Annotated in this window: 21 protein-coding genes; 9 read left to right on the top strand and 12 right to left on the bottom strand. The window is 67.7% G+C overall.

The genetic code is table 11. From position 1 onward, the window contains the following. On the top strand, window positions 1–499 hold a 499-nt coding region (locus MTBUT4_RS11405), incomplete at its 5' end, for a hypothetical protein (RefSeq protein WP_173979822.1). 8 nt (window positions 500–507) lie between these two features. Here the strand turns inward: MTBUT4_RS11405 and zapE are convergent. Together zapE and MTBUT4_RS11395 are read right to left on the bottom strand one after the other, a co-directional pair. Further along, window positions 508–1,665 carry a cell division protein ZapE gene (zapE, locus tag MTBUT4_RS11400; RefSeq protein ID WP_173979821.1) on the bottom strand — a complete coding sequence of 386 codons (1,158 nt, stop codon included), beginning with the start codon at window positions 1,663–1,665 and terminating at the stop codon, window positions 508–510. Window positions 1,666–1,848: 183 nt separating this feature from the next. Further along, the gene (locus MTBUT4_RS11395; protein WP_173979820.1) at window positions 1,849–2,781 is read right to left on the bottom strand and encodes an exopolyphosphatase; all 933 of its coding nucleotides are present in this window, start codon (window positions 2,779–2,781) and stop codon (window positions 1,849–1,851) included. Window positions 2,782–2,937: 156 nt separating this feature from the next. Here MTBUT4_RS11395 and MTBUT4_RS11390 point away from each other — a divergent pair, with 156 nt between their 5' ends. After that, window positions 2,938–3,555: a hypothetical protein gene (locus MTBUT4_RS11390; protein ID WP_173979819.1), complete on the top strand. Its 618-nt coding sequence runs from the start codon at window positions 2,938–2,940 to the stop codon at window positions 3,553–3,555. Window positions 3,556–3,605: 50 nt separating this feature from the next. On the opposite strand, the gene MTBUT4_RS11385 is transcribed toward MTBUT4_RS11390, so the two are convergent. The 8 genes from MTBUT4_RS11385 to MTBUT4_RS11350 form a co-directional block, all read right to left on the bottom strand. Beyond that, window positions 3,606–4,388: a succinate dehydrogenase iron-sulfur subunit gene (locus MTBUT4_RS11385; RefSeq protein ID WP_173979818.1), complete on the bottom strand. Its 783-nt coding sequence runs from the start codon at window positions 4,386–4,388 to the stop codon at window positions 3,606–3,608. 23 nt (window positions 4,389–4,411) lie between these two features. Continuing rightward, complete coding sequence (sdhA, locus tag MTBUT4_RS11380) at window positions 4,412–6,196, bottom strand: succinate dehydrogenase flavoprotein subunit (RefSeq protein ID WP_173979817.1); 1,785 nt, start codon at window positions 6,194–6,196, stop codon at window positions 4,412–4,414. Between the two features lie 4 nt (window positions 6,197–6,200). Further along, window positions 6,201–6,581 carry a succinate dehydrogenase, hydrophobic membrane anchor protein gene (gene sdhD, locus MTBUT4_RS11375; RefSeq protein ID WP_173979816.1) on the bottom strand — a complete coding sequence of 127 codons (381 nt, stop codon included), beginning with the start codon at window positions 6,579–6,581 and terminating at the stop codon, window positions 6,201–6,203. Window positions 6,582–6,591: 10 nt separating this feature from the next. Further along, window positions 6,592–6,975 (bottom strand): succinate dehydrogenase, cytochrome b556 subunit, encoded by a 384-nt coding sequence (sdhC, locus tag MTBUT4_RS11370; protein ID WP_173979815.1) that lies wholly within the window; start codon window positions 6,973–6,975, stop codon window positions 6,592–6,594. A 258-nt stretch (window positions 6,976–7,233) separates the two neighbouring features. Beyond that, a complete protein-coding gene (locus MTBUT4_RS11365) occupies window positions 7,234–7,854 on the bottom strand; it encodes a DUF3226 domain-containing protein (protein WP_173979814.1) in 621 nt (206 codons plus the stop codon). Beyond that, window positions 7,854–8,882 (bottom strand): ATP/GTP-binding protein, encoded by a 1,029-nt coding sequence (locus MTBUT4_RS11360; RefSeq protein WP_173979813.1) that lies wholly within the window; start codon window positions 8,880–8,882, stop codon window positions 7,854–7,856. The genes MTBUT4_RS11365 and MTBUT4_RS11360 overlap by 1 nt, the downstream gene beginning before the upstream one ends. 107 nt (window positions 8,883–8,989) lie before the next feature. Beyond that, on the bottom strand, window positions 8,990–10,048 hold the full coding sequence (locus MTBUT4_RS11355; protein WP_173979812.1) for a MaoC family dehydratase: 1,059 nt from the start codon (window positions 10,046–10,048) through the stop codon (window positions 8,990–8,992). A gap of 148 nt (window positions 10,049–10,196) precedes the next feature. Then, a complete protein-coding gene (locus MTBUT4_RS11350; RefSeq protein ID WP_173979811.1) occupies window positions 10,197–11,081 on the bottom strand; it encodes a CoA ester lyase in 885 nt (294 codons plus the stop codon). Between the two features lie 114 nt (window positions 11,082–11,195). On the opposite strand from MTBUT4_RS11350, the gene pdxY reads away from it, so the two are divergent. Beyond that, on the top strand, window positions 11,196–12,038 hold the full coding sequence (pdxY, locus tag MTBUT4_RS11345) for a pyridoxal kinase PdxY (protein ID WP_173979810.1): 843 nt from the start codon (window positions 11,196–11,198) through the stop codon (window positions 12,036–12,038). Window positions 12,039–12,204: 166 nt separating this feature from the next. Next, window positions 12,205–12,831: a LysE family translocator gene (locus MTBUT4_RS11340; protein WP_173979809.1), complete on the top strand. Its 627-nt coding sequence runs from the start codon at window positions 12,205–12,207 to the stop codon at window positions 12,829–12,831. A 6-nt stretch (window positions 12,832–12,837) separates the two neighbouring features. Here the strand turns inward: MTBUT4_RS11340 and MTBUT4_RS11335 are convergent, their stop codons facing one another. Both MTBUT4_RS11335 and MTBUT4_RS11330 read right to left on the bottom strand, forming a co-directional pair. Next, window positions 12,838–13,725, bottom strand: coding sequence for a prephenate dehydratase (locus tag MTBUT4_RS11335; RefSeq protein ID WP_173979808.1), 888 nt, complete (start codon window positions 13,723–13,725; stop codon window positions 12,838–12,840). 171 nt (window positions 13,726–13,896) lie between these two features. Continuing rightward, the gene (locus MTBUT4_RS11330; protein WP_173979807.1) at window positions 13,897–14,640 is read right to left on the bottom strand and encodes a 3-deoxy-manno-octulosonate cytidylyltransferase; all 744 of its coding nucleotides are present in this window, start codon (window positions 14,638–14,640) and stop codon (window positions 13,897–13,899) included. 132 nt (window positions 14,641–14,772) lie between these two features. On the opposite strand from MTBUT4_RS11330, the gene hisN reads away from it, so the two are divergent. From hisN to MTBUT4_RS11305, 5 genes are all read left to right on the top strand, one after another. Further along, complete coding sequence (gene hisN, locus MTBUT4_RS11325; RefSeq protein WP_173979806.1) at window positions 14,773–15,549, top strand: histidinol-phosphatase; 777 nt, start codon at window positions 14,773–14,775, stop codon at window positions 15,547–15,549. A gap of 165 nt (window positions 15,550–15,714) precedes the next feature. Further along, window positions 15,715–17,502, top strand: a complete 1,788-nt coding sequence (locus MTBUT4_RS11320; RefSeq protein ID WP_173979823.1) for an extracellular solute-binding protein — start codon at window positions 15,715–15,717, stop codon at window positions 17,500–17,502. A gap of 3 nt (window positions 17,503–17,505) precedes the next feature. Beyond that, window positions 17,506–18,600, top strand: coding sequence for a microcin C ABC transporter permease YejB (locus tag MTBUT4_RS11315; protein ID WP_173979805.1), 1,095 nt, complete (start codon window positions 17,506–17,508; stop codon window positions 18,598–18,600). A 253-nt stretch (window positions 18,601–18,853) separates the two neighbouring features. Further along, complete coding sequence (locus MTBUT4_RS11310) at window positions 18,854–19,879, top strand: ABC transporter permease (protein ID WP_173979804.1); 1,026 nt, start codon at window positions 18,854–18,856, stop codon at window positions 19,877–19,879. Window positions 19,880–19,892: 13 nt separating this feature from the next. Next, entirely contained in the window at window positions 19,893–21,509 is a 1,617-nt protein-coding gene (locus MTBUT4_RS11305; protein ID WP_173979803.1) for an ABC transporter ATP-binding protein, read from the top strand. Window positions 21,510–21,799: the final 290 nt, after the last annotated feature.

The raw sequence follows: 21,799 nt of genomic DNA, 5'->3' as shown, positions 1-21,799 counted from the left end.
AAAGAGCGCGACTGAAATGGGCAAAATAGACCAAGAAGGGAAAAGCGCCGCGCAGTCAGAAATAGAAAAATTAAAAAAAGATATAGACGAACAAAATAAAAAAATTGGCCAATTAATTGGCCAAATCGGCCCAACAAAAAAAGATAAATCCGCCCCGCCGTGCTATGTTAATGAGCCCAATACCCGCACTGCCGCATATTTTCTCATCACAGAAAAAATCGAGAATGGTAATTTTTTTGTTCGCATTACAAATTCCTATACACAATCGCTTTCTTCTTTAAATATAGACCAATCAATGCTAAGTTTTTTGAAAAAAGCAAAGCCACACGCCTTCAACGACATGCCAAGTTTGAGTCATAAAATGCATTCTTTCTCCTCTGGCCCATGTAAACTGGTGCTGACAGTTCCAACAAGAAGCAAAATTGACGAAGAGTTTCTTAGGAATTACTTCGATATTGCTTATTACGACGTTCCCAAGCGGGACAGGACCGTCAACTGAACATCACTTCACCCCACATGCCCCTTGGTCACGTAATCCTCGGCCTGCATCTCCATCAGGCGTGAAACCGTGCGCTGGAATTCGAAGGCGCCGATGCCGGTGGGGTAGAGGGCCTCCGGGGGGGCGGCGGCGGAGCAGATCAGGGTGACCTTGTGCTCGTAGAGGGCATCGACCAGGGTGACGAAGCGGCGGGCTTCGTCCTTGTTGTCGGGGCCCAGCAGCGGCACCCCGGACAGGATCAGGGTGTGGTAGAGGGTGGCCAGTTCCAGATAGTCGCTGGGACCCAGCGCGGTGGCGCAGAGCTGGCGGAAGTCGAAGCGGGCGATTCCGGCGGCGGCCAGCGGCACGGTCACGCTGCGGCCGTTGACGGCGATGGCGGCCGGGGCCGGCACGGCGCCCTCGGTCAGGCGGGCGAAGGCGTGGTCCAGCGCCGCCTCGGCCTGGGGACCCAGGGGGGCGTGGTAGACCTTCAGGCCGCGCTTGCGGCCCAGCCGGTAATCCTGGGCCGAGCCCAGTTCCAGCAGGTCGAAGCGCCGCTCGATGAGGTCGATGAAGGGCAGGAAGCGCTCGCGCTGCAGGCCGTCCTTATAAAGGTCGCGGGGCGGCCGGTTGGAGGTCAGCACCACCACCACGCCGTCCTCCAGCAGCGCCTCGAACAGCCGCCCGACGATCATGGCGTCGGCGATGTCGGTGACCTGCAATTCGTCCAGGCACAGCAGCCACGCCTCGGCGGCGATGGTGCGGGCCAGCTTGGGGATGGGGTCGGCCTCGGCCCGGTGGGCGGCCTGGCGCCAGCGGTGGATCTCGGCGTGGATGTCGCGCATGAACTCATGGAAATGCACGCGCCGCTTGGCCGGGATGGTGGCGGCGGCGTGGAACAGGTCCATCAGCATGGACTTGCCGCGCCCCACATCGCCGTAGATGTAGAGCCCTTGCCGGGGCGCAGTGGTCTGGGCGTCGCCGGGGGTCCAGTCCAGCCCCTGGCGGCCCCTGGCGCCGAAGCCGAAGCGCTTCAGCCAGCCGGTCTCGCCCATGGCCGGGCGATAGCCGGCCAGGGCCTTGTGCAGGCTCTGCAGCTTTTCCGCCGCCAGGTGCTGGGCGGGATCGGGCTTGAGCGCGCCCGAGGCCAGCAGCTCGCGATAGGCGAAGAGGGGTCCGTCCGACATCGCGGTGCAACATAGCCGAAGCCCGGGCGGTGGAAAAGCCCCGCCCGAACGAATGGGGCGCGGGATTTCTCCCACGCCCCGATTTCTTGCATAGCCCTCGCCGGGCGCGGGCATCCGCCCGCTTGGCCGCCGCCTCAATGGCGGCTCGAGCGGGACTGTTGCTCCCGCTCCACCCCAGGCCTGTCAGCCGTCGGCGTTGATCTTGGCGACGATCTCGGCCAGCGTGGCCTCGACGGTGTCGTTGGCGACCTGGCAGGTGCCCGCCTTCTCGTGACCGCCGCCGCCATAGGACAGGCACAGCGCACCCACATTGGTCTTCGAGCTGCGGTTGACGATGGACCGGCCGATGGCGAACACCGTGTTCTGCTGCTTGACGCCCCACAGCACGTGGATGGAGATGTTGCACTCGGGGTGCAGGGCATAGATCATGAAGCGGTTGCCGGCGAAGATGGTCTCTTCGTTGCGCAGGTCCAGCACCACCAGGTTCTTGTGCACGGTGGTGCAGCGGGTCACCTGCTCCTTGAAGCGGTCCTCGTGCTCGAAATAGAGGTCGGTGCGCTCCTTCACGTCGGGGAGCAGCAGGATTTCCTCGATGGTGTGGTTCCGGCAATAGTCGATGAGGTTCATCATCAACTGGTAGTTGGAGATGCGGAACTCGCGGAAGCGGCCCAGGCCGGTGCGCGCGTCCATGATGTAGTTGAGCAGGGTCCAGCCGGTGGGCGACAGGATGTCGTCCAGCGAGTACTGCGCGGAATCGGCCTTGTCGACCTCTTCCATCATCTTGTCCCAGGCCGCCGGGAAGCGCACCGCGCCGCCGTAGTAATCGTAGACCACGCGGGCTGCCGAGGGGGCGTCGGCGTCGATGATGTGGTTGTCCTTCTTGCCCACCCGGATGGTCTCGGACAGGTGGTGGTCGAAGGCCATGTGGACGCCGTCCACATAGGGCAGGTTGGTGGTGATGTCGTTGGCACCGATGTCCACCAGCCCGTCCTGCATGTCCTTGGGATGCACGAACTTGATGTCGTCGATGATGCCCAGCTGCTTCAGCAGCACGGCACAGACCAGGCCGTCGAAATCGCTGCGCGTGACCAGCCGGAATTTGGCACCCGTGGACATGTAACTGCTCCTTCCCACCCGATAGGAATGTGAACTCTAGCGCAGCGGCGCAGCCCCGACAACGGGGGATGGCGCCACCTATTTCCCGCGCCCTCTTTCCCTCGGGGCGTGGCTGGGATAAACAGGGACCAGCCGACGCCTCGGAAGGCCGCCCCCATGTCCCGCACCCGCTCCGCCCTGATGCTCCTTGCCGCCCTGATGCTGGCCGGCTGCGCCGAGGACCCGTTCGTCGATCACGGCATCTCGTTTCTGATCGAGAAGCCGGTGGACCAGGTGGCCAAGTCGGGGGAGGTCGGCATCTGCTACAGTGACAGCACCCCCTGGGCCGAGGTCGAGGAGCTGGCGGCGCAATCGTGCGGCGCCCACGGCTTCCAGGCGTCGAATGCCAAGATCGATCGCTGGCAGTGCCGGATGGTCTCGCCGCACCGCGCCACCTTCGCGTGCTATGTCCCGGGCATGGTCGACGAGAAGGGCCGCTACATCAACCCGACCAACAAGTCGGCGGTCGCCGCCTGGCGCAAGCGTACCGGCGGCAAGCCGGGCCAACCCGCCGCCCCGGGGGCCGCCGCCCCGGGTGCCGCGGCACCGCCTCCGGCCGCCGAGGCGGTGCAGGAGGCCCCCGGCGCCCTGATCAACCCCGCCGACATCGCCGGCAAGCCGCCGATGCCGGCCTGGCCGCTGCCGCTGGACGGCCCGCCGCCGGCGGCGCCCTATCCCACCGGCAGCGACTTCAATCTGTCGCCCACCACCTGGGGCCAGCACTTCGAGGAATGAAAAAAGGACCCGCCGGCAGCCGGCGGGTCCCTTGTTCGGTGCGCCGCCGCTCAGCCGCGCCGTTCGATCAGCCGCTCCTTGATGGCGCCGATGGCCTTGGCCGGGTTGAGGCCCTTGGGGCAGGTGCGGGTGCAGTTCATGATGGTGTGGCAGCGATAGAGCTTGAACGGGTCCTCGAGGGCGTCCAGGCGCTCGCCGGTCATCTCGTCGCGGCTGTCCATGATCCAGCGCGCCGCCTGCAGCAGCACCGCCGGGCCGAGATAGCGTTCCGCGTTCCACCAGTAGCTGGGGCAGCTGGTCTGGCAGCAGAAGCACAGGATGCACTCCCACATGCCGTCCAGCTTCTCGCGCTCGGCGGGGCTTTGCAGCCGCTCGCCGTCGGGCGGGGTGGGCGACTGGGTCTGCATCCACGGCTTGACCGAGGCGAGCTGGGCGTAGGGCAGGGTGAGATCGGCCACCAGATCCTTGACCACCGGCATGTGCGGCAGCGGATAGATGCGGATGTCGCCCTTGACGTCCTCGATGGGCTTGAGGCAGGCCAGGGTGTTGGTGCCGTCGATGTTCATGGCGCACGAGCCGCAGATGCCCTCGCGGCACGAGCGGCGGAAGGTCAGCGTCGAATCGATCTCGTTCTTGATCTTCAGCAGCGCGTCCAGGACCATCGGGCCGCAATGGCCGATATCGACCTCGTAGCTGTCCAGGCGCGGGTTGGCGCCCGAATCCGGGTCGTAGCGATAGATCTTGAAGGTCCGCACCTTGTCGGCGCCGGCGGGTGCCTTGAACAGCTTGCCGGGCTGGACGCGGGAATTGGCGGGCAGGGCGAATTCGACCATCGTTCCTTACTCCTTCCCCCCGGTCAATACACGCGCTTCTTGGGCTCGATGTACTGGACCTCGTCGGTCAGCGTCCAGGTGTGCACCGGCCGGTAGTCCAGCCGCACCTTGCCGTTCTCGACCCAGGCCAGGCTGTGCTTCATCCAGTTGGCGTCGTCGCGCTCGGGATGATCCTCGTGGGCGTGGGCGCCGCGGCTTTCCTTGCGCGCCTCGGCCGAGACGATGGTGGCCAGGGCGCAATCCATCAGGTTCTCCAGCTCCAGGGCCTCGACCAGGTCCGAGTTCCACACCGTCGAGCGGTCGTTGATCTTGAGCTTGCCCTTGGTCTCGGCCACCTCGTACATCTTCGACACGCCGTCGGCCAGCGACTTGGAGGTGCGGAACACCGCCGCGTCCATCTGCATGGTCTTCTGCATGGCCAGGCGGATGTCGCTGGTGTGCAGGGTGCCCGAGGCGTTGCGCAGGCGGTCGAAGCGGGCCACCGCGCCGTCGCCGGCCCCGGCCGGCAGCGGCGCGTGGGGCTGGCCCGGCTTCATGGTGGCCTGGCAGTGCAGGGCGGCGGCGCGGCCGAACACCACGATGTCGAGCAGCGAGTTGGTGCCCAGGCGGTTGGCGCCGTGCACCGACACGCAGGCCGCCTCGCCGATGGCCATCAGGCCGGGCACGGTGGCGTCGGGGTTGCCGGCGACCGGGCGCAGCACCTCGCCGTGGATGTTGGTGGGGATGCCGCCCATGTTGTAGTGCACCGTCGGCAGCACCGGGATCGGCTCGCGCGTCACGTCGACGCCGGCGAAGATCTTGGCGGTCTCCGAGATGCCGGGCAGACGCAGCTCCAGGGTCTCGGGCGGCAGGTGGCTGAGGTCCAGGTGGATGTGGTCCTTGTCCTTGCCGACGCCGCGCCCTTCGCGGATCTCCATGGTCATGGCGCGCGACACCACGTCGCGCGAGGCCAGGTCCTTGGCGGTGGGGGCGTAGCGCTCCATGAAGCGCTCGCCGGCCGAATTGTAGAGGATGCCGCCCTCGCCACGGGCGCCCTCGGTGATCAGGCAGCCCGAGCCGTAGATGCCGGTGGGATGGAACTGCACGAATTCCATGTCCTGCAGCGGCAGGCCGGCCCGCGCCACCATGCCGTGGCCGTCGCCGGTGCAGGTGTGGGCCGAGGTGCAGCTGAAATAGGCGCGGCCGTAGCCGCCCGAGGCCAGCACCACCTTGTGGGCGCGGAAGCGGTGCAGGGCGCCGTCGTCCAGGTTCCAGGCCATGACGCCGCGGCAGGCGCCGTCGGCATCCATGATCAGGTCGAGGGCGAAGTACTCCACGAAGAACTCGCAGGAATGCTTCAGGCACTGCTGATACAGGGTGTGCAGGATGGCATGCCCGGTGCGGTCGGCCGCCGCGCAGGCGCGCTGCACCGGCTTCTCGCCGTAATTGGACATGTGGCCGCCGAACGGGCGCTGGTAGATCTTGCCCTCGTCGGTGCGCGAGAACGGCACGCCGAAATGCTCGAGCTCGTAGACCGCCGGCACCGCCTCGCGGCACATGTACTCGATGGCGTCCTGGTCGCCCAGCCAGTCCGACCCCTTGACGGTGTCGTACATGTGCCACTTCCAATTGTCCTCGGCCATGTTGCCCAGCGAGGCGCCGATGCCGCCCTGCGCCGCCACGGTGTGCGAGCGGGTGGGGAAGACCTTGGTGATGCAGGCGGTCTTGAACCCGGCGACGCCCATGCCCATGGTGGCGCGCAGGCCGGCGCCGCCGGCGCCGACGACGACCACGTCGTAGGTATGGTCGATGATCTTGTAGGCGGCCATGGGTTCAGCCTCCGACGGCGACTTTGAGGATCGACACCGTCATGAAGACGGCAAGGAACGCGGCGACCAGCTTCGAGCCGATCAGCGCGATGTACTTTCCGGCGGCGTTGTGGACGTAGTCCTCGACCACCATCTGGATGCCCAGCTGGGCGTGGTGCAGCACCATCAGCACGGTCAGGATCAGCAGCGAGGCGTTGACGGTGCTGCCGGCCCAGGCGACGAAGGCCGCGTGACCGGCGCCCTGAAGGCCGATCAGCGACACCACGAACCACAGCGACAGCGGCACCAGCGCGACGGCGGTGACGATGGTCGCCCAGGCGTGGCCGACGCCCTCCTTGGCGGAACCGAGGCCGCGGGCGCGGCCCAAGGGGGTACGGAGCGTCATCTGATTCTCCCTAGAACAGCAGCGCCGCGCCCCAGGCGGCGACGGTCAGCCCGGCGGTGACGCCCAGCGAGACATAGGCCGAGGCATAGGCGTCGGGCAGATCGAAGCCCCAGCCGGTCTCCCACAGCAGATGGCGCACGCCGTGGCCGAGATGGAAGAACAGCGCCACCGACCAGCCGAACAGCGCCAGACGGCCGATCCACGATCCGACCAGGTCCTGCGCGAAGGCGAAGGACTCGGGTCCGGCGGCAGCGCAGCCCAGCCACCACGCCAGCACGAACAGCCCGGCCACCAGGGCGACGCCGGTGACGCGGTGGGTGATGGACATGATCGCCAGCAGCGGCAGGCGATAGATTTGCAGGTGCGGAGACAGCGGGCGGCTGCGCGTGCTCATGGCCTTTGCCCTCGATCGGTTAGGCGGGCGGGCGCCCGCTTTGCGGCGATGCAACAGAGGTTTAACGGTAACGAAGCACCGAGTCAACGAACGGATGCCACACTTTCTGGCAGGGAATTTGTGGGTTTCCCTACCCGTTGGGATGGGGGTGGCCGAAGGGCGCCCCACCCGCGTTTCGCGGCCCTGTGCGGAGCCGCCGAAAAAGCCCCGGAAACCGTGGGCTGCGGCACAGGGTGGGCGGCGTGCCACCCCGGCCGCTCAGCCGAACAGGCGCCGGAGCCAGTCGGCGAATCGGGCGGCTTCGGCGCAGTCGCCGTCCAGGAACCGCTTGGTGATGGCCTGCCCCATGGGACGGCCGGGTTCGGCCTGCCAGGCCAGCCAGGTATGGATGTGGGCCTTCGGCAGATGGGCATCCTTGAACTGCCGCTCGGGTGCCGGGATGGCGCCGACCGCCGCCCCGGCGCGTGGGAAGAGGCTGTCGCCGTTCGGAACCAGAACGGCGACGAAGTCCTCGAGCATGCCGTTGAGGGTATTGTCGGGCATGAGCCAAATGCCGAGGCGGGGTCGCCCTTCCATTTCGATGACGGTTCCCGCCGGTTCGGGCTGTTCGGGAAGCGCATAGCCTAGTGGAGCCACCGCATCCTGCAGCGACCGCCAGCGTGCGGCCAGAGATTCATCAGCATCGACGACGACGCCCAAGGCGCGGCGTCCCTTGACCATCAACCGAGGCTCGATGGTCTCGCGCAGGGCCTCGTATCCGTCTTCGGCGTGGACGCAAGCGCGCAGGTTGCATCGCAGGAGGAACGCAACGCAGACGCCCTTGTCGTCCGGCCCCTCGACCATCAGAAAATTCGGGTCGTCTTTTTGCGGTAAGACCATCAGCGCACCTCGATGCCGTGCTCGGTGGCGGCAGCGAGTTGGCGCTCGTCGTAATAAATCGCGACGATCCTGTCGCCCTGCTCTTCCAACCGCACTAGAGAGCCGTCGTCTTCGGGGGTCGCCTTGGCGGCCGCCGCGAAAGCGGCGATGCAATCCCAGGAATGGGTGGTAGCGAAGACCTGAACATTCAGTCGCTTGGCAGCCTCGAACAGAAACGGCCAAAGCTTCGCAAGCGTGGTGCGATGGAGGCCGACCTCAATCTCATCAATCAGCAACACTCCGTTGCGGGCATTGGCCATGGCGGCCATCAGGGCGAAGGCGCGGCTAACGCCTTCGCCGAGTCGCTTGAGCGGGACCGGCGTCGCCGCCCCCTTGAGCCGCGCGACCGGCCTGCCGGCAATCAGTGATAACCTCAACAAATCCGGCACAAACGCTCTCAAAGCGGCTTCGACGTCATCTTCTACATCTGTTAATGAAATTCTCTCCCAAAAGTCGATAGACGCCTTTTGGTCAAGCCCGGCCGCAGGAACAAAAACATTATCACCGCGCTTGCAAGAAAATTGACGCTCTGAAAAATCAAAGGCATCGTGACCAAACTCAAATTTCCGGAGTGTGTCCTTGTCCTCGTCCCCAGCCGTAAAACGCACCTTGCCGGAGGAAAACTCCTCTAGGTCAATTTCTATAAGTATAAGCTCGTAATTGTCCGCGCTTGCTGATGCCTTAAGAAAAGAGGCGTAAACATTTTCGCAACCATCTATCGCATTAGAAAACAATGTCGCAAAAGGAGACCGTCTAGTGTCGTCTGGATGCTCGATATGAATACCGCGTCGAAAAATTTCTCCGCGTGAAGACAATATATCCAGGACAACATCAAGCCGGTTGCTGCCAGAAACGCAAAGCCACAGCGCCTCCAGCAAGCTTGTCTTGCCGACGCCATTGTCACCGACGATCAGGTTAATGCGCTTGAGCCCATTCACCTCAAGATCGGCGAACTGTCGATAGCTCTGGACCCTGAAGGAGGTGATCATCGCCGAGGCTCCGGGAGTGGCGTATGTGGAGGAATTATGGCCGCCGCCGTCCTCCCCGTCAAACCGGCGGGGAGCGCGAGGGGGCCGAGTCCCCTCGCCCTTCCGCATTACCCCCGGCGCGGCATCAGCACCGTGTAGTCGAAGTCAAGCACCACCGCCGAGTCGAAGTCCTTGCCGTTCTCGGCCTTCAGGGGGAAGGCGGCGGCGGGTTGGTTCTTCAGGGCGACCAGGCGCAGGCGGAGCGCGCCGAGGTCGCTGCGGCCGGGCAGGTCGGTCTTCTCCAGCACTTCCGACCAGGCATAGATGGTGTCGCCGGCGAAGGTGGGGTTGGTGTGGCGGCCGCCGTTGATGGCGGCGATCTTGAAGGCGTTGCCGAGCCCGTTGAACGACAGGGCGCGGGCGATGGAGATGATGTGGCCGCCGTAGATCAGCCGGCGGCCGAAGCGGCCCTGGCCCTCGGTATGCTGGTTGAAATGGACCTTGGCGGTGTTCTGCCACAACCGGGTCGCCATCATGTGCTCGGCTTCCTCGATGGTGGTGCCGTCCACGTGGTCGATCCTCTCGCCCGGCTGGTAGTCGTCCCACAGATGCGGACTGCCGGCCAGCACGGTGTCGTAGCCCTTGCCGGTCAGGCCGGCCGGCACCACCAGATCGGCGGCGGCGACCGAGCCGGGCAGCTCGGGCACGGTCTCACCGGCGATGACGGCGCTGGCGTCGCGCTTCCGCACCATCACCCAGCGCACGTACTCCACCACCATCGCGCCCCGCTGGTTGGTGCCGGTGGAGCGGACATAGACGACGCCGGTCTGCTTGTTGGAATTCTCCTTCAGGCCGATCACCGTCGAGGTGGTGGTCAGCGTGTCGCCGGGGAAGACCGGGGCGCCGAAGCGTCCGCCGGCATAGCCCAGATTGGCCACCGCATTGAGGCTGACATCGGGCACGGTCTTGCCGAACACCACGTGGAAGGCGGCGAGATCGTCCAGCGGCGCGTCGGCCATGCCTTGCGCGCGGGCGAACTCGGCCGACGAGGTGAAGGCGAAGCGCGGGCCGTAGAGGGCGGTGTAAAGGGCGACGTCGCCGCTGGTCACGGTGCGCGGGGTGGCGTGGCGGATCTCCTGGCCGAGGCGGAAATCCTCGAAGAAGTTGCCGGCGTTGGTCTTGGTCATGTCTTCCTCGATTATGGTTAACCACAGAGGCACAGAGACACAGAGGTAACGACCAGAACGACCCGTATGGACCTCATTCCCGCCATTGGGGCGTCGTGTGTCCACCCGGCACGACACCTCTGTGCCTCTGTGCCTCTGTGGTGAATCCTTACCGCGGCGCCGCTTCCAGCGCGGCGATCTGGTCGGCCAGGGCGACGATGCGCCGGGCGTTCTCGACGTGCAGGTTCTCGATCAGCTTGCCATCGACCACCACCACGCCCTTGGCCTGGGCCGAGGCCTCGGCGTGGGCGGCGATGATGGTCTTCGACCATTGGATCTCGGCGGCCGAGGGGGCGAAGACGGCGTTGGCGGTATCGACGGTCTTGGGATGGATCAGGGTCTTGCCGTCGAAGCCCATCTCCAGGCCCTGGCGGCAGGCGGCGGCGAAACCCTCGTCGTCGTTGAGGTCCAGGTAGACGCCGTCGAGGATGGCCAGCCCATGGGCGCGGGCCGCCAGCAGGCACAGCGACAGCGAGGTCACCATGGGCAGGCGCATGGGGGTGTGCAGGCAGTGCAGGTCCTTGGCCAGGTCCGAGGTGCCCATGACGAAGCCGCCCAGGCGGCGGCTGGACAGCGCGATCTCCTCGGCCTTCAGGATGCCGCGCGGGGTCTCCATCATGCACCAGATGGCCATGTCGGCCGGCGCCCCGGCGGAGTCCATGACGGCCTCGACCTGGCGCACCGCGTCGGCGCTTTCCACCTTGGGGATCAGGATGGCGTGGGCGCCCGAGGCGGCGGCGGCGGCGATGTCGGCCTGGCCCCACGGGGTGGCGAGGCCGTTGACCCGCACCAGCAGCTCGCGTCCGCCATAGCCGCCGGCCCGGACCGCGTCGCACACCTGGGCGCGGGCGAGCTCCTTGGCGTCGGGGGCGACGGAATCCTCGAGGTCGAGGATCAGCCCGTCGGCGGCGAGAGTGCGCGCCTTCTCCAGCGCCCGGGCGTTGGAGCCGGGCATGTAGAGCACGCTGCGGCGCGGGCGGGTGATGGCGGTCATGGCGGCAGCCTCCCAGAAAGTGTGGGCCATACCAGTCAGGCAGCGACCCTAGCAACAACCGGAAACGCAGGCAAGGTTGCACTGCAGCAAAATATCGCGCAAGCTGCCCGGACCATGACGATTCTATCCATCCAGTCGGCGGTCGCCTGGGGCCATGTGGGCAATTCGGCGGCGGTGTTCGCGCTGCAGCGCCTGGGTCACGAGGTGGTGGCGGTCGATACCGTGCAGTTCTCCAACCATCCCGGCCATCCGGTATGGGCGGGGCGCAGCCATGACCCCGCCCATGTGGCCGAGGTGCTGGAGGGGCTGGATGCCGGCGGCGTGCTGGCCGGCTGCCGGGCGGCGCTGTCGGGCTATCTCGGCCAGGCCGCCAGCGGCGAGGCCATGCTGGCGGCGGTGGCCCGGGTCAAGGCCGCCGACCGGAGCGCCCCCTATCTGTGCGATCCGGTGATGGGCGATGACGGCCGCCTGTATGTGGGTCCCGGCATCCCCGAGCTGCTGGCCGGCCCGGCGGTGGCCTCGGCCGACATCGTCACCCCCAACCGCTTCGAGCTGGAGCTGCTGGCCGGGCGCAGCGTCGCCACCATGGCCGATGCCGTCGCCGCCGCCCGCCGGGTGCTGGCGCGCGGACCGAAACTGGTGGTGGCGACCAGCCTGCCCGGCGCCGACGGCATCGTCTGCGCCGCCATCACCGCCGAGGGCGCCTGGGCGGTGGAGACGCCGCGGCTGGATTTCCCCGAGGCGGTCAACGGCGCCGGCGATCTGCTGGCGGCGCTGCTGCTGGATCGGGTGCTGCGGGGCGCCGAGCCGCCCCGGGCGCTGGCCGAGGCGGTGTCGTCCACCTGGGCCGTGCTCGAGGCCACCCTGGCGGCCGGCCGCCGCGAGCTGGCGCTGGTGGCGGCGCAGGACCAACTGGCGGCGCCGTCGCGCCGGTTCGAGGCGGCAGCCGTCATGTAAATCCGTCGTCCCCGCGCAGGCGGGAACCCAGGAGTCGCGGCCGCTCGGGTGGTGCACTCCCTGGGTCCCCGCCTGCGCGGGGACGACGATCGGGGTGAACCTAACATCTTGCCCTTACCCTCCCCTTTCTGGTTACCTGCCGGCAAAACAGCACGGGGTCCCGCCGTTGGACGGCCTTATCACCCTTCGTGGCGTCGCCATCGGTTTCGCCATCGCGGCGCCCATCGGGCCGGTCGGGCTGATGTGCATCCGCAAGGCCCTGGCCGATGGCCGTCTCGCCGCCTGGATGGCGGGGCTGGGCGCGGCGCTGGCCGACACCGTGTTCGGCGCCGTGGTCGCCCTCGGCCTGGGGGTGGTGTCGCAATTCGTCGATGGTCACGGCCTGTGGCTGAAGCTGGGCGGCGGAGCGTTCATGCTGGCGCTCGGCGTCCACACCTGGCGCGCCGCCGCCTTCGCCATGGAACCGGCCAGCGGGCACGGCCCCGGCCTGGCCAGGGATTTCGCCGCCACCTTCCTGATCACCATCTCCAACCCCGGCACCATGCTGGGGGTGACCGGGGTGTTCGCCGCCATGGGCGCGGCGGCGCAGCCGGTGGGGATGTCCGAGACCTGGCAATTGGTGGCCGGGGTGTTCGCCGGCTCGGCGCTGTGGTGGGCGGTGCTGACCGAGATCACCATCCTGGCGCGCGCCCGCTTCACCCCCGAACGCATGCGCCTGTTCAACCACGTCTCGGGCGGGCTGCTGATGCTGCTGGGGGTGGCGGCGGTGGTCAGCGGGATCTGGGGGGAATAAGACCTCCTACTCTCCCGCCGCCCGCTGCGCCAGGCGGAAGGGGTGGGCGGGGTAGATGCCCAGGATGCGCACCCGGTGGCTGAAGAATTCCAGCTCTTCCAGCGCCAGGCGCAGGCCGCGCTGGGCCGGGTGGGCCTCGACGTCGGCATAGAACTCGGTGGCGGCGAACTCGCCCTCGACCATGTAGCTTTCCAGCTTGGTCATGTTGACGCCGTTGGTGGCGAAGCCGCCCAGCGCCTTGTACAGCGCCGCCGGCCGGTTCTTGGTGCGGAACACGAAGGTGGTGACGCAGGGGGAATTGGGGTTGGGCTCCACCGCCTCGCGGGCCAGCACCACGAAGCGGGTGGTGTTGTGGGCGGCGTCCTCGATATTGGCGCGCAAGCTGACCAGGCCATAGGCCTCGGCCGCCAGCTCCGAGGCGATGGCGGCGACGGTGGGGTCCTGGCGCCGGGCGATGTCGGCGGCGGCGCCAGCGGTGTCGGCGGCCACCACCGCCTTGAGGTGCAGCCCGCGCAGGAAGGCGCGGCACTGGCCCAGGGCGTGGACGTGGCTTTCCACCGTCTTGAGATTTTCGATGGTGGCGCCGGGGATGGCCAGCAGGTGGTGGTTGATGCGCTGGAAGTGCTCGGCGACGATGTGCAGCCCGGCATAGGGCATCAGGTGATGGACGTCGGCCACCCGACCCGCCACCGAATTGTCGATGGGGATCATGGCATAGCGGGCGCGGCCCTCGCGCACCGCGGCGAAGGCGTCCTCGAAGGTGTCGCAGGGCAGCGGCGTCATGGACGCGAAGGCGGTGCGGCAGGCCTGGTGCGAATAGGCCCCGGGCATGCCCTGGAAGGCGATGGAATTGGCCGGGTCGGGGGAATTGGCGGAATCGGTCTGGTCGGTCATGGTCGGGTCAGCGGGCCTGCGGTCAGAGTAGCCTCATCCTGAGGAGCGCCCCCGTCGGGGGCGCGTCTCGAAGGACGAGGCGGAGCGAAGGCGGTGGTGCGGCGACCCTCGCCCTTCGAGATGGCCGCTGGCGCGGCCTCCTCAGGGTGAGGTTCGGCGACTGGCGGATTTCTAGGTCGTCGCCAAAAGCTCGCGTGCCCGTTCGAGGTCGGCGGGAGTATCGACACCCAGCGGAACGGTGTCAACCAAGGCGGCGTCGATGCGCATGCCGTTCTCCAGGGCGCGCAGCTGCTCCAGCTTCTCGCGCTTCTCCAGCACCCCCTGGGGCAGGCCGACGAAACGCTGCAGCGCCTCGCGCCGGTAGGCGTAGAGGCCGATGTGGTGATAGAGCGGCCCCTCGCCCCACGGCGCGGTGGCGCGGGTGAAGTAAAGCGCGCGGCCGACCCGCGCCCCCTCGGCGAAGCCCACCACCGCCTTGACCACGTTGGGGTTGGTGCGTTCCTCGTCGCGGCTGATCTCGGCCACCAGGGTGGCGATGTCGACGCCGCGGTGGGCCAGCGGCTCGAACACCGCGCGGATGACCAGGGGGTCCAGCGTCGGCAGATCGCCCTGGACGTTGACCACGGCGCCGAACTGGCGTTCGGGGTCGACCCGCTCCAGCGCCTCCCACACCCGGTCCGAGCCCGAGGGATGGTCGGGGTCGGTCATCACCGCGTTGCCGCCATGGGCCATCACCGCCGCCGCCACCTCGGCCTCGGCGCAGGCCACCACCACCGGGCCGATGCCGGCCTTCACCGCGCGGCGCCAGACCTGGACGATCATCGGTTCGCCGTTGATGTCGGCCAGCGGCTTGCCCGGCAGGCGGGTGGCGTGCAGGCGGGCCGGAATGACGATGACGGGATTGAGGCGGGGCATGGCCGGCTCCGGGTGGCTGGGGCGGGTGGGTAAAGCTTATATCGGGAGGGGGAGCGCGGAAACCACCTTTCGGGTCTGGTCTGCCAGCCGGAATCACGCCAAACTCGGGAAAGACCAACGTCCGGGACCGTCATGACCGCCTGCCCGCCCGAGTTCATCGCCCTGGCGAACCGCCTGGCCGATTCCGCCCGCCCGGTGATCCGCAAGTATTTCCGCACCCCGGTGGCGGTCGATGACAAGGCCGATTCCTCGCCGGTCACCATCGCCGACCGCGAGGTCGAGGCGGCCATGCGGGCGCTGATCCGCGAGGCCTTTCCCGGCCACGGCATCCTGGGCGAGGAATGGGGGAGCGAGAACACCGGGGCGGAATACGTCTGGGTGCTGGACCCCATCGACGGCACCAAGGCCTTCATCACCGGCAAGCCCAGCTTCGGCACCCTGATCGCCTTGTGCCGGAACGGCGTGCCGGTCCTGGGCATCATCGACCAGGCCATCACCGCCGAGCGCTGGCTGGGGGCGGCGGGCCATCCCACCACCCTGAACGGCCAGGCGGTGCGGGTGCGCCCCTGCGACGACCTGGCCAAGGCCTACGCCTACACCACCGGCCCGGAATATTTCGACGAAACCACGCGGCCGGGCTGGGACCGCATCGCCGCCCGGGTCAAGCTGCCGCGCTACGGCTGCGACTGCTACGCCTACGCCCTGCTCGCCACCGGCTTCGTCGATCTGGTCGCCGAGGCCGGGCTGAAGCCCTACGATTACTGCGCCCTGGTGCCGGTGATCGAGAATGCCGGCGGCCTCTGCACCGACTGGCAGGGCCGGACGCTGACCATGGACTCGGGGGGAACCGTCTGCGCCGCCGGCGACCCCCGCCTGCACGCCCAAGCCCTGGCGGTTTTGGCAGGCTGACTATACCAGTCGTCGTCCCCGCTAAGGCGGGGACCCAGGGGTGCACCGACACAGTCTCCGCGACTCCTGGGTTCCCGCCTTCGCGGGAACGACGGGTGCGGTTTGGCGCAAGGATCGCTTTTGGGGGGCTTGCCCGATTTGCCGCCAGCCCGCACACTCGCCGCCATGCGCCTGCTCGCCGCCCTGTTCGCCGCCCTTGTGCTCGCCGCGCCCGCCGCGGCGGAACTGCGGCACGGCATCGCCATGCACGGCGACCTCAAGTACCGCCCGGGTTTCCGCCACTTCGACTACGTCAACCCCGACGCCCCCAAGGGCGGCGAGCTGAAGCTGGCCGACCAGGGCACCTTCGACAATCTCAATCCCTTCATCGTCAAGGGCCAGGCGCCGTCCGGCGCCGCCCTGCCGTTCGAGACGCTGATGACCGCGTCGGCCGACGAGCCGTTCAGCATGTACGGCCTGATCGCCGAGACCGTCGAGACCCCGCCCGACCGCTCGTGGGTCATCTTCACCCTGCGGCCCGAGGCGCGCTGGCACGACGGACGCCCGATCATCCCGGAGGACGTCATCTTCAGCCTGGAGGTGCTGCGCAGCCAGGGCGCGCCCAATTACCGCTTCTATTACGGCGCAGTCGCCACGGCGGAGAAGGTGGGGGCGCGCGGCGTCAGGTTCACCTTCAAGCCCGGCGACAACCGCGAGCTGCCGCTGATCCTGGGCGAGCTGCCGGTGCTGCCCAAGCATTACTGGCAGGGCCGCGACTTCGCCGCCACCACCCTGGAGCCGCCGCTGGGCAGCGGCCCCTACCGCATCGCCGCGTTCGAGCCCGGGCGCTTCGTGGTCTACGAGCGGGTGAAGGACTATTGGGGCCGCGACCTGGCGGTGCGGCGCGGCTTCGACAATTTCGACCGGGTGCGCTACGACTTCTACCGCGATTCCACGGTGGCGCTGGAGGCTCTGAAGGCCGGCGAATACGATTTCCGCGCCGAGAACGAGGCCAAGAAATGGGCCACCGGCTACCAGGACTGGCCGGCCCTGAAGGACGGGCGCGCCCGCCAGCAGCGCTTCGACGACCACATGCCCAAGGGCATGCAGGCCTTCGCCTACAACATCCGCCGCGACCTGTTCGCCGATGCCCGGGTGCGCCGGGCGCTGTCCCATGCCTTCGATTTCGAATGGACCAACCGCCAGCTGTTCTACGGCCAGTACACCCGCAGCAATTCCTACTGGTCCAACTCGGAGCTGGCGGCCGAGGGCCTGCCGTCGGCGGCCGAGCTGGCGGTGCTGGAGCCGCTGCGCGCCCAGCTTCCGCCCGAGGTGTTCACCACCCCTTACGCCGCCCCGGCCAGCGACGGGTCCGGCAACATCCGCCCCAATCTGCGCGCCGCCATGGCGCTGCTGGAGGCGGCCGGCTGGAGCGTGGTGGAGGGCAGGCTGCAGAAGGACGGGCGCCCGTTCCGCTTCGAGATCCTGCTGGCCCAGCCCACCTTCGAGCGCATCACCCTGCCGTTCGTGCGCAACCTGAAGCGGCTGGGCATCGAGGCCGACGTGCGCACCGTCGATCCCACCCAGTACGTCAACCGGGTGCGCGCCTTCGACTACGACATGATCGTCGCCAATTGGGGCCAGTCGCTGTCGCCCGGCAACGAGCAGTCCATCTACTGGTCGTCGGAAGCCGCCGACCAGCCGGGCAGCCGCAACTTCGTCGGCATCCGCAACCCGGCGGTGGACCGGCTGGTGGAGCTGGTCATCTCGGCCCCCGACCGCGAGGCCCTGGTCGCCCGCACCCGGGCGCTGGACCGGGTGCTGCTGTGGAACCACTACGTCATCCCGCAATGGCATCTGGGCTATGACCGCCTGGCCTTCTGGGACAAGTTCGGCATGCCCGACAGCGTGCCGATGAAGGGCTACCAGCTGTTCGCCTGGTGGGCCAAGGCGCCGGCGGGAAAGGGGAACTAGTCCATGTTCGCCTATGCCGTCCGCCGCATCGCCCTCATCCCGCTGACCCTGTTCGGCATCATGCTGGTCAATTTCATCGTGGTGCAGCTGGCCCCCGGCGGGCCGGTCGAGCAGATGATCGCCCGCATCGAGGGCCAGGCCGGCGAGGCGGCCAGCCGCATTGCCGGCGGCGGCGGCGACATCCAGGCCAGCCGCCCCCGAGACGGAGCCCAGGGCAGCTATCGCGGCGCCCAGGGCCTCGACCCGGCCTTCGTCAAGGACATCGAGAGGCAGTTCGGCTTCGACAAGCCGGCCCACGAGCGCTTCGTCCAGATGATGGGCAATTACCTGCGCTTCGACTTCGGCAAAAGCTTCTACCGCGACGTCTCGGTAACCGGGCTGGTGCTCGAGAAGATGCCGGTCTCCATCTCGCTGGGGCTGTGGACGACGCTGATCATCTACCTGGTCTCCATCCCGCTGGGAATCGCCAAGGCCCGGCGCGACGGGTCCAGCTTCGACCTCGCCACCTCGTGGGCGGTGGTGGTGGGCTATGCGGTGCCGGGCTTCCTGTTCGCCATCCTGCTGATCGTGGTGTTCGCCGGCGGCCGCTATCTGTCGTGGTTCCCCCTGCGCGGCCTGACCGGCCCCGACTGGGACCAGCTCTCGACCCTGGGCAAGGTCGCCGACTATTTCTGGCATCTGGCGCTGCCGGTCACCGCCCTGGTGATCGGCGGCTTCGCGTCGCTCACCATGCTGACCAAGAACTCGTTCCTGGAAGAGATCAACAAGCAGTACGTGGTCACCGCCCGGGCCAAGGGCCTGCCCGAGCGCCGGGTGCTCTACGGCCACGTCTTCCGCAACGCCATGCTGCTGGTGGTGGCCGGCTTCCCCTCGGCGCTGGTGGGCATCCTGTTCGCCGGCTCGATCCTGATCGAGATCATCTTCTCGCTCGACGGCATCGGATTGCTGGGCTTCGAGGCGGTGATGAGCCGCGACTATCCGGTGATGTTCGGCACCCTCTACATGTTCAGCCTGCTGGGGCTGGTGCTGAACCTGATCAGCGACCTGACCTACCACTTCGTCGATCCGCGCATCGACTTCGGCAAGCGGGAGGGGTGATGGCGAGACTTCTTCAAATCTCCCTCCCCCCTGGTGGGGGAGGATTTTTCCCCAATCTCTCCCTCCCCCCTTGCGGGGGAGGGTTGGGGTGGGGGGGAGAACCGCGTCGGCCGGGTCGTGTGCGGCTTCACCCCACCCCCGACCCCTCCCCATCAAGGGGAGGGGAGCAAAAAGGTAAGGCCCCCTCCCCATCAAGGGGAGGGGAGCAAAAAGGTAAGGCCCCCTCCCCATCAAGGGGAGGGGGGGCTTGCCCATGACCCGCTTGTCCCCCCTCACCCGCCGCCGCCTCGACAGCTTCCGCCGCAACCGGCGGGGATACCGGAGCCTGTGGCTGTTCCTGGCGGTGTTCTTCCTCACCCTGTTCGCCGAGCTGGTCGCCAACGACCGGCCCATCCTGGTGTCCTACCAGGGGCGGCTCTACGCGCCGGTGCTGAAGGACTATCCCGAGACCACCTTCGGCGGCGACTTCCTGACCTATGCCGATTACCGCGATCCCTACATCGCCGGCAAGATCGCCGAGAACGGCTGGGCGCTGTGGCCGCCGGTGCGGTTCTCGTTCGACACCATCGGCTACGACGTGACCCGGCCGCATCCGGCCCCGCCCTCGGCCGAGAACTGGCTGGGCACCGACGACCAGGGCCGCGACGTGCTGGCCCGCCTGATCTACGGCCTGCGGCTGTCGATCCTGTTCGGGCTGGCGCTGACCGTGGCCAGCACCGTGATCGGCGTCGCCGCCGGGGCGGTGCAGGGCTATTTCGGCGGCCGCGTCGATCTGGTCGGGCAACGCTTCCTGGAAGTCTGGGGCGGGCTGCCGCATCTGTTGATCCTGATCATCGTCGCCTCCATGATCGCCCCCGGGTTCTGGACGCTGCTGGGGGTGCTGGTGCTGTTCTCGTGGACCAGTCTGGTCGGGGTGGTGCGGGCCGAGTTCCTGCGCGCCCGCAACTTCGACTATGTCCGCGCCGCCAAGGCGCTGGGCATGGGCGACGCCCGGGTGATGGCCCGCCACGTGCTGCCCAACGCCATGGTCGCCACCCTGACCTTCATGCCGTTCATCCTGAACGGCTCCATCGTCTCGCTGACCGCGCTGGATTTCCTCGGCCTCGGGCTGCCGCCCGGCTCGCCGTCGCTGGGCGAGCTGCTGTCCCAGGGCAAGGCCAACCTGCAGGCGCCGTGGCTGGGCATCACCGGCTTCGTGGTGCTGGCGGCGCTGCTGTCGCTGCTGGTGTTCGTCGGCGAGGCGGTGCGCGACGCCTTCGATCCCCGGAAGACCACATGACCGAGACCACGCCATGAAGGATACCCCGCCGCTGCTCGAGGTCGCCAACCTTGCCGTCTCGTTCGGGCGCGGCGAGGGCGAGGTGCGCGCCGTCCGCGGCGTCTCGTTCACCCTGGAGCGGGGCCGCACCCTGGCCCTGGTGGGCGAGTCCGGCTCGGGCAAGTCGGTGACCGCGCTGTCGGTCCTGCAACTGCTGCCCTATCCCCGGGCCTGGCACCCCTCGGGCAGCATCCGGCTGGCCGGGCAGGAACTGGTGGGAGCGCCGGAGCCCACCTTGCGCGGCGTGCGCGGCAACCGCATCGCCATGGTGTTCCAGGAACCCATGACCTCGCTCAACCCGCTGCATTCCATCGAGAAGCAGGTCGGCGAGGTGCTGGAGATCCACAAGGGCCTGAAGGGTCCCGAGCGCCGCGCCCGGGTGCTGGAGCTGCTGCACCTGGTCGGCATCCCCGAGGCCGAGAAGCGCCTGGGCGCGCTGCCCCATGAATTGTCGGGGGGCCAGCGCCAGCGGGTGATGATCGCCATGGCCTTGGCCAACGAGCCCGACATCCTGATCGCCGACGAGCCGACCACCGCGCTGGACGTCACCATCCAGGCGCAGATCCTGAAACTGCTGAAGGAGCTGCAGGGCCGCCTGGGCATGGCGCTGCTGTTCATCACCCACGATTTGGGGATCGTGCGCAAGATGGCCGATACGGTCTGCGTCATGAACCAGGGCGAGGTGGTCGAGGCCGGCCCGGTGGCCGAGGTGTTCGACGCCCCCAGGCATCCCTACACCCTGCGGCTGCTGGCCGCCGAGCCCAAGGGCAAGCCCAACGCCCCCGCGGACGCCGCCCCGGTGGTGATGGCGGCCGACCAGCTGAAGGTGTGGTTCCCCATCAAGGCCGGCATCCTGCGCCGCACGGTGGGCCACATCAAGGCGGTGGACGGCATCTCGGTGGCGGTGCGCGAGGGCCATACCGTCGGCGTGGTCGGCGAATCGGGCTCGGGCAAGACCACCCTGGGCCTGGCGCTGCTGCGCCTGATCGGCTCCGAGGGCGCCATCATCTTCCAGGGCGAGGCCATCGACGGCATGCCGCCGGCCCGCCTGCGGCCGCGGCGCCGCCAGATGCAGATGGTGTTCCAGGATCCCTACGGTTCGCTGTCGCCCCGCCTGTCGGTCGGCCAGATCGTCGGCGAAGGCCTCGAGGTCCACCGCCTCGCCGCCGATTCGGCGGACCGGCGCCGCCTGATCTCCGAGGCGCTGGTGGAGGTGGGGCTCGACCCCGACACCCAGGACCGCTATCCCCACGAATTCTCGGGCGGCCAGCGCCAGCGCATCGCCATCGCCCGCGCCTTGGTGCTGAAGCCGAAATTCATCGTGCTGGACGAGCCGACCTCGGCGCTGGACGTCTCGGTGCAGGCGCAGATCGTCGATCTGCTGCGCGAGCTGCAGGCCCGCCACCGCATCGCCTACCTGTTCATCAGCCACGATCTGCGGGTGGTCCGCGCGCTGGCCGACGATCTGGTGGTGATGAAGGACGGCCGGGTGGTGGAATCCGGCCCCGCCGCCCAGGTCTTCGACGCCCCCGCCACCCCCTACACCAAGGCGCTGATGGCGGCGGCGTTCGACCTGGAAGCGGTGGAGTAGGTTTCCGTCGCCAAATATACCGTCACGCCCACGGCTGTTCGGTTCAGGTCAGTCCGCCGCCTCACTCGTCATCGCCGGGCATGACCCACGGCTGTCCGGTTTAATTTTCGGACTGCCTTCTGGAGCCCTTGGTGACGGCCGCGTCCAGGGTGATGTTGGCCGAAGCAGACAGATTACCCTCACCCGCCTGCGGGACCTTTGCGAAACTATGCCCGAGGACGCCCTCGTCCTTCGAGACGACCGCTGGCGCGGTCTCCTCAGGATGAGGGCTTTAATGATTTCAACGCATT

Source organism: Magnetospirillum sp. UT-4, from assembly GCF_902729435.1.
In the GTDB taxonomy this organism is placed as follows: Bacteria; Pseudomonadota; Alphaproteobacteria; order Rhodospirillales; family Magnetospirillaceae; genus Magnetospirillum.
The sequence above is the reverse complement of the archived record's forward strand: the minus strand, read 5'-3'. Positions and strand labels throughout refer to the sequence as shown.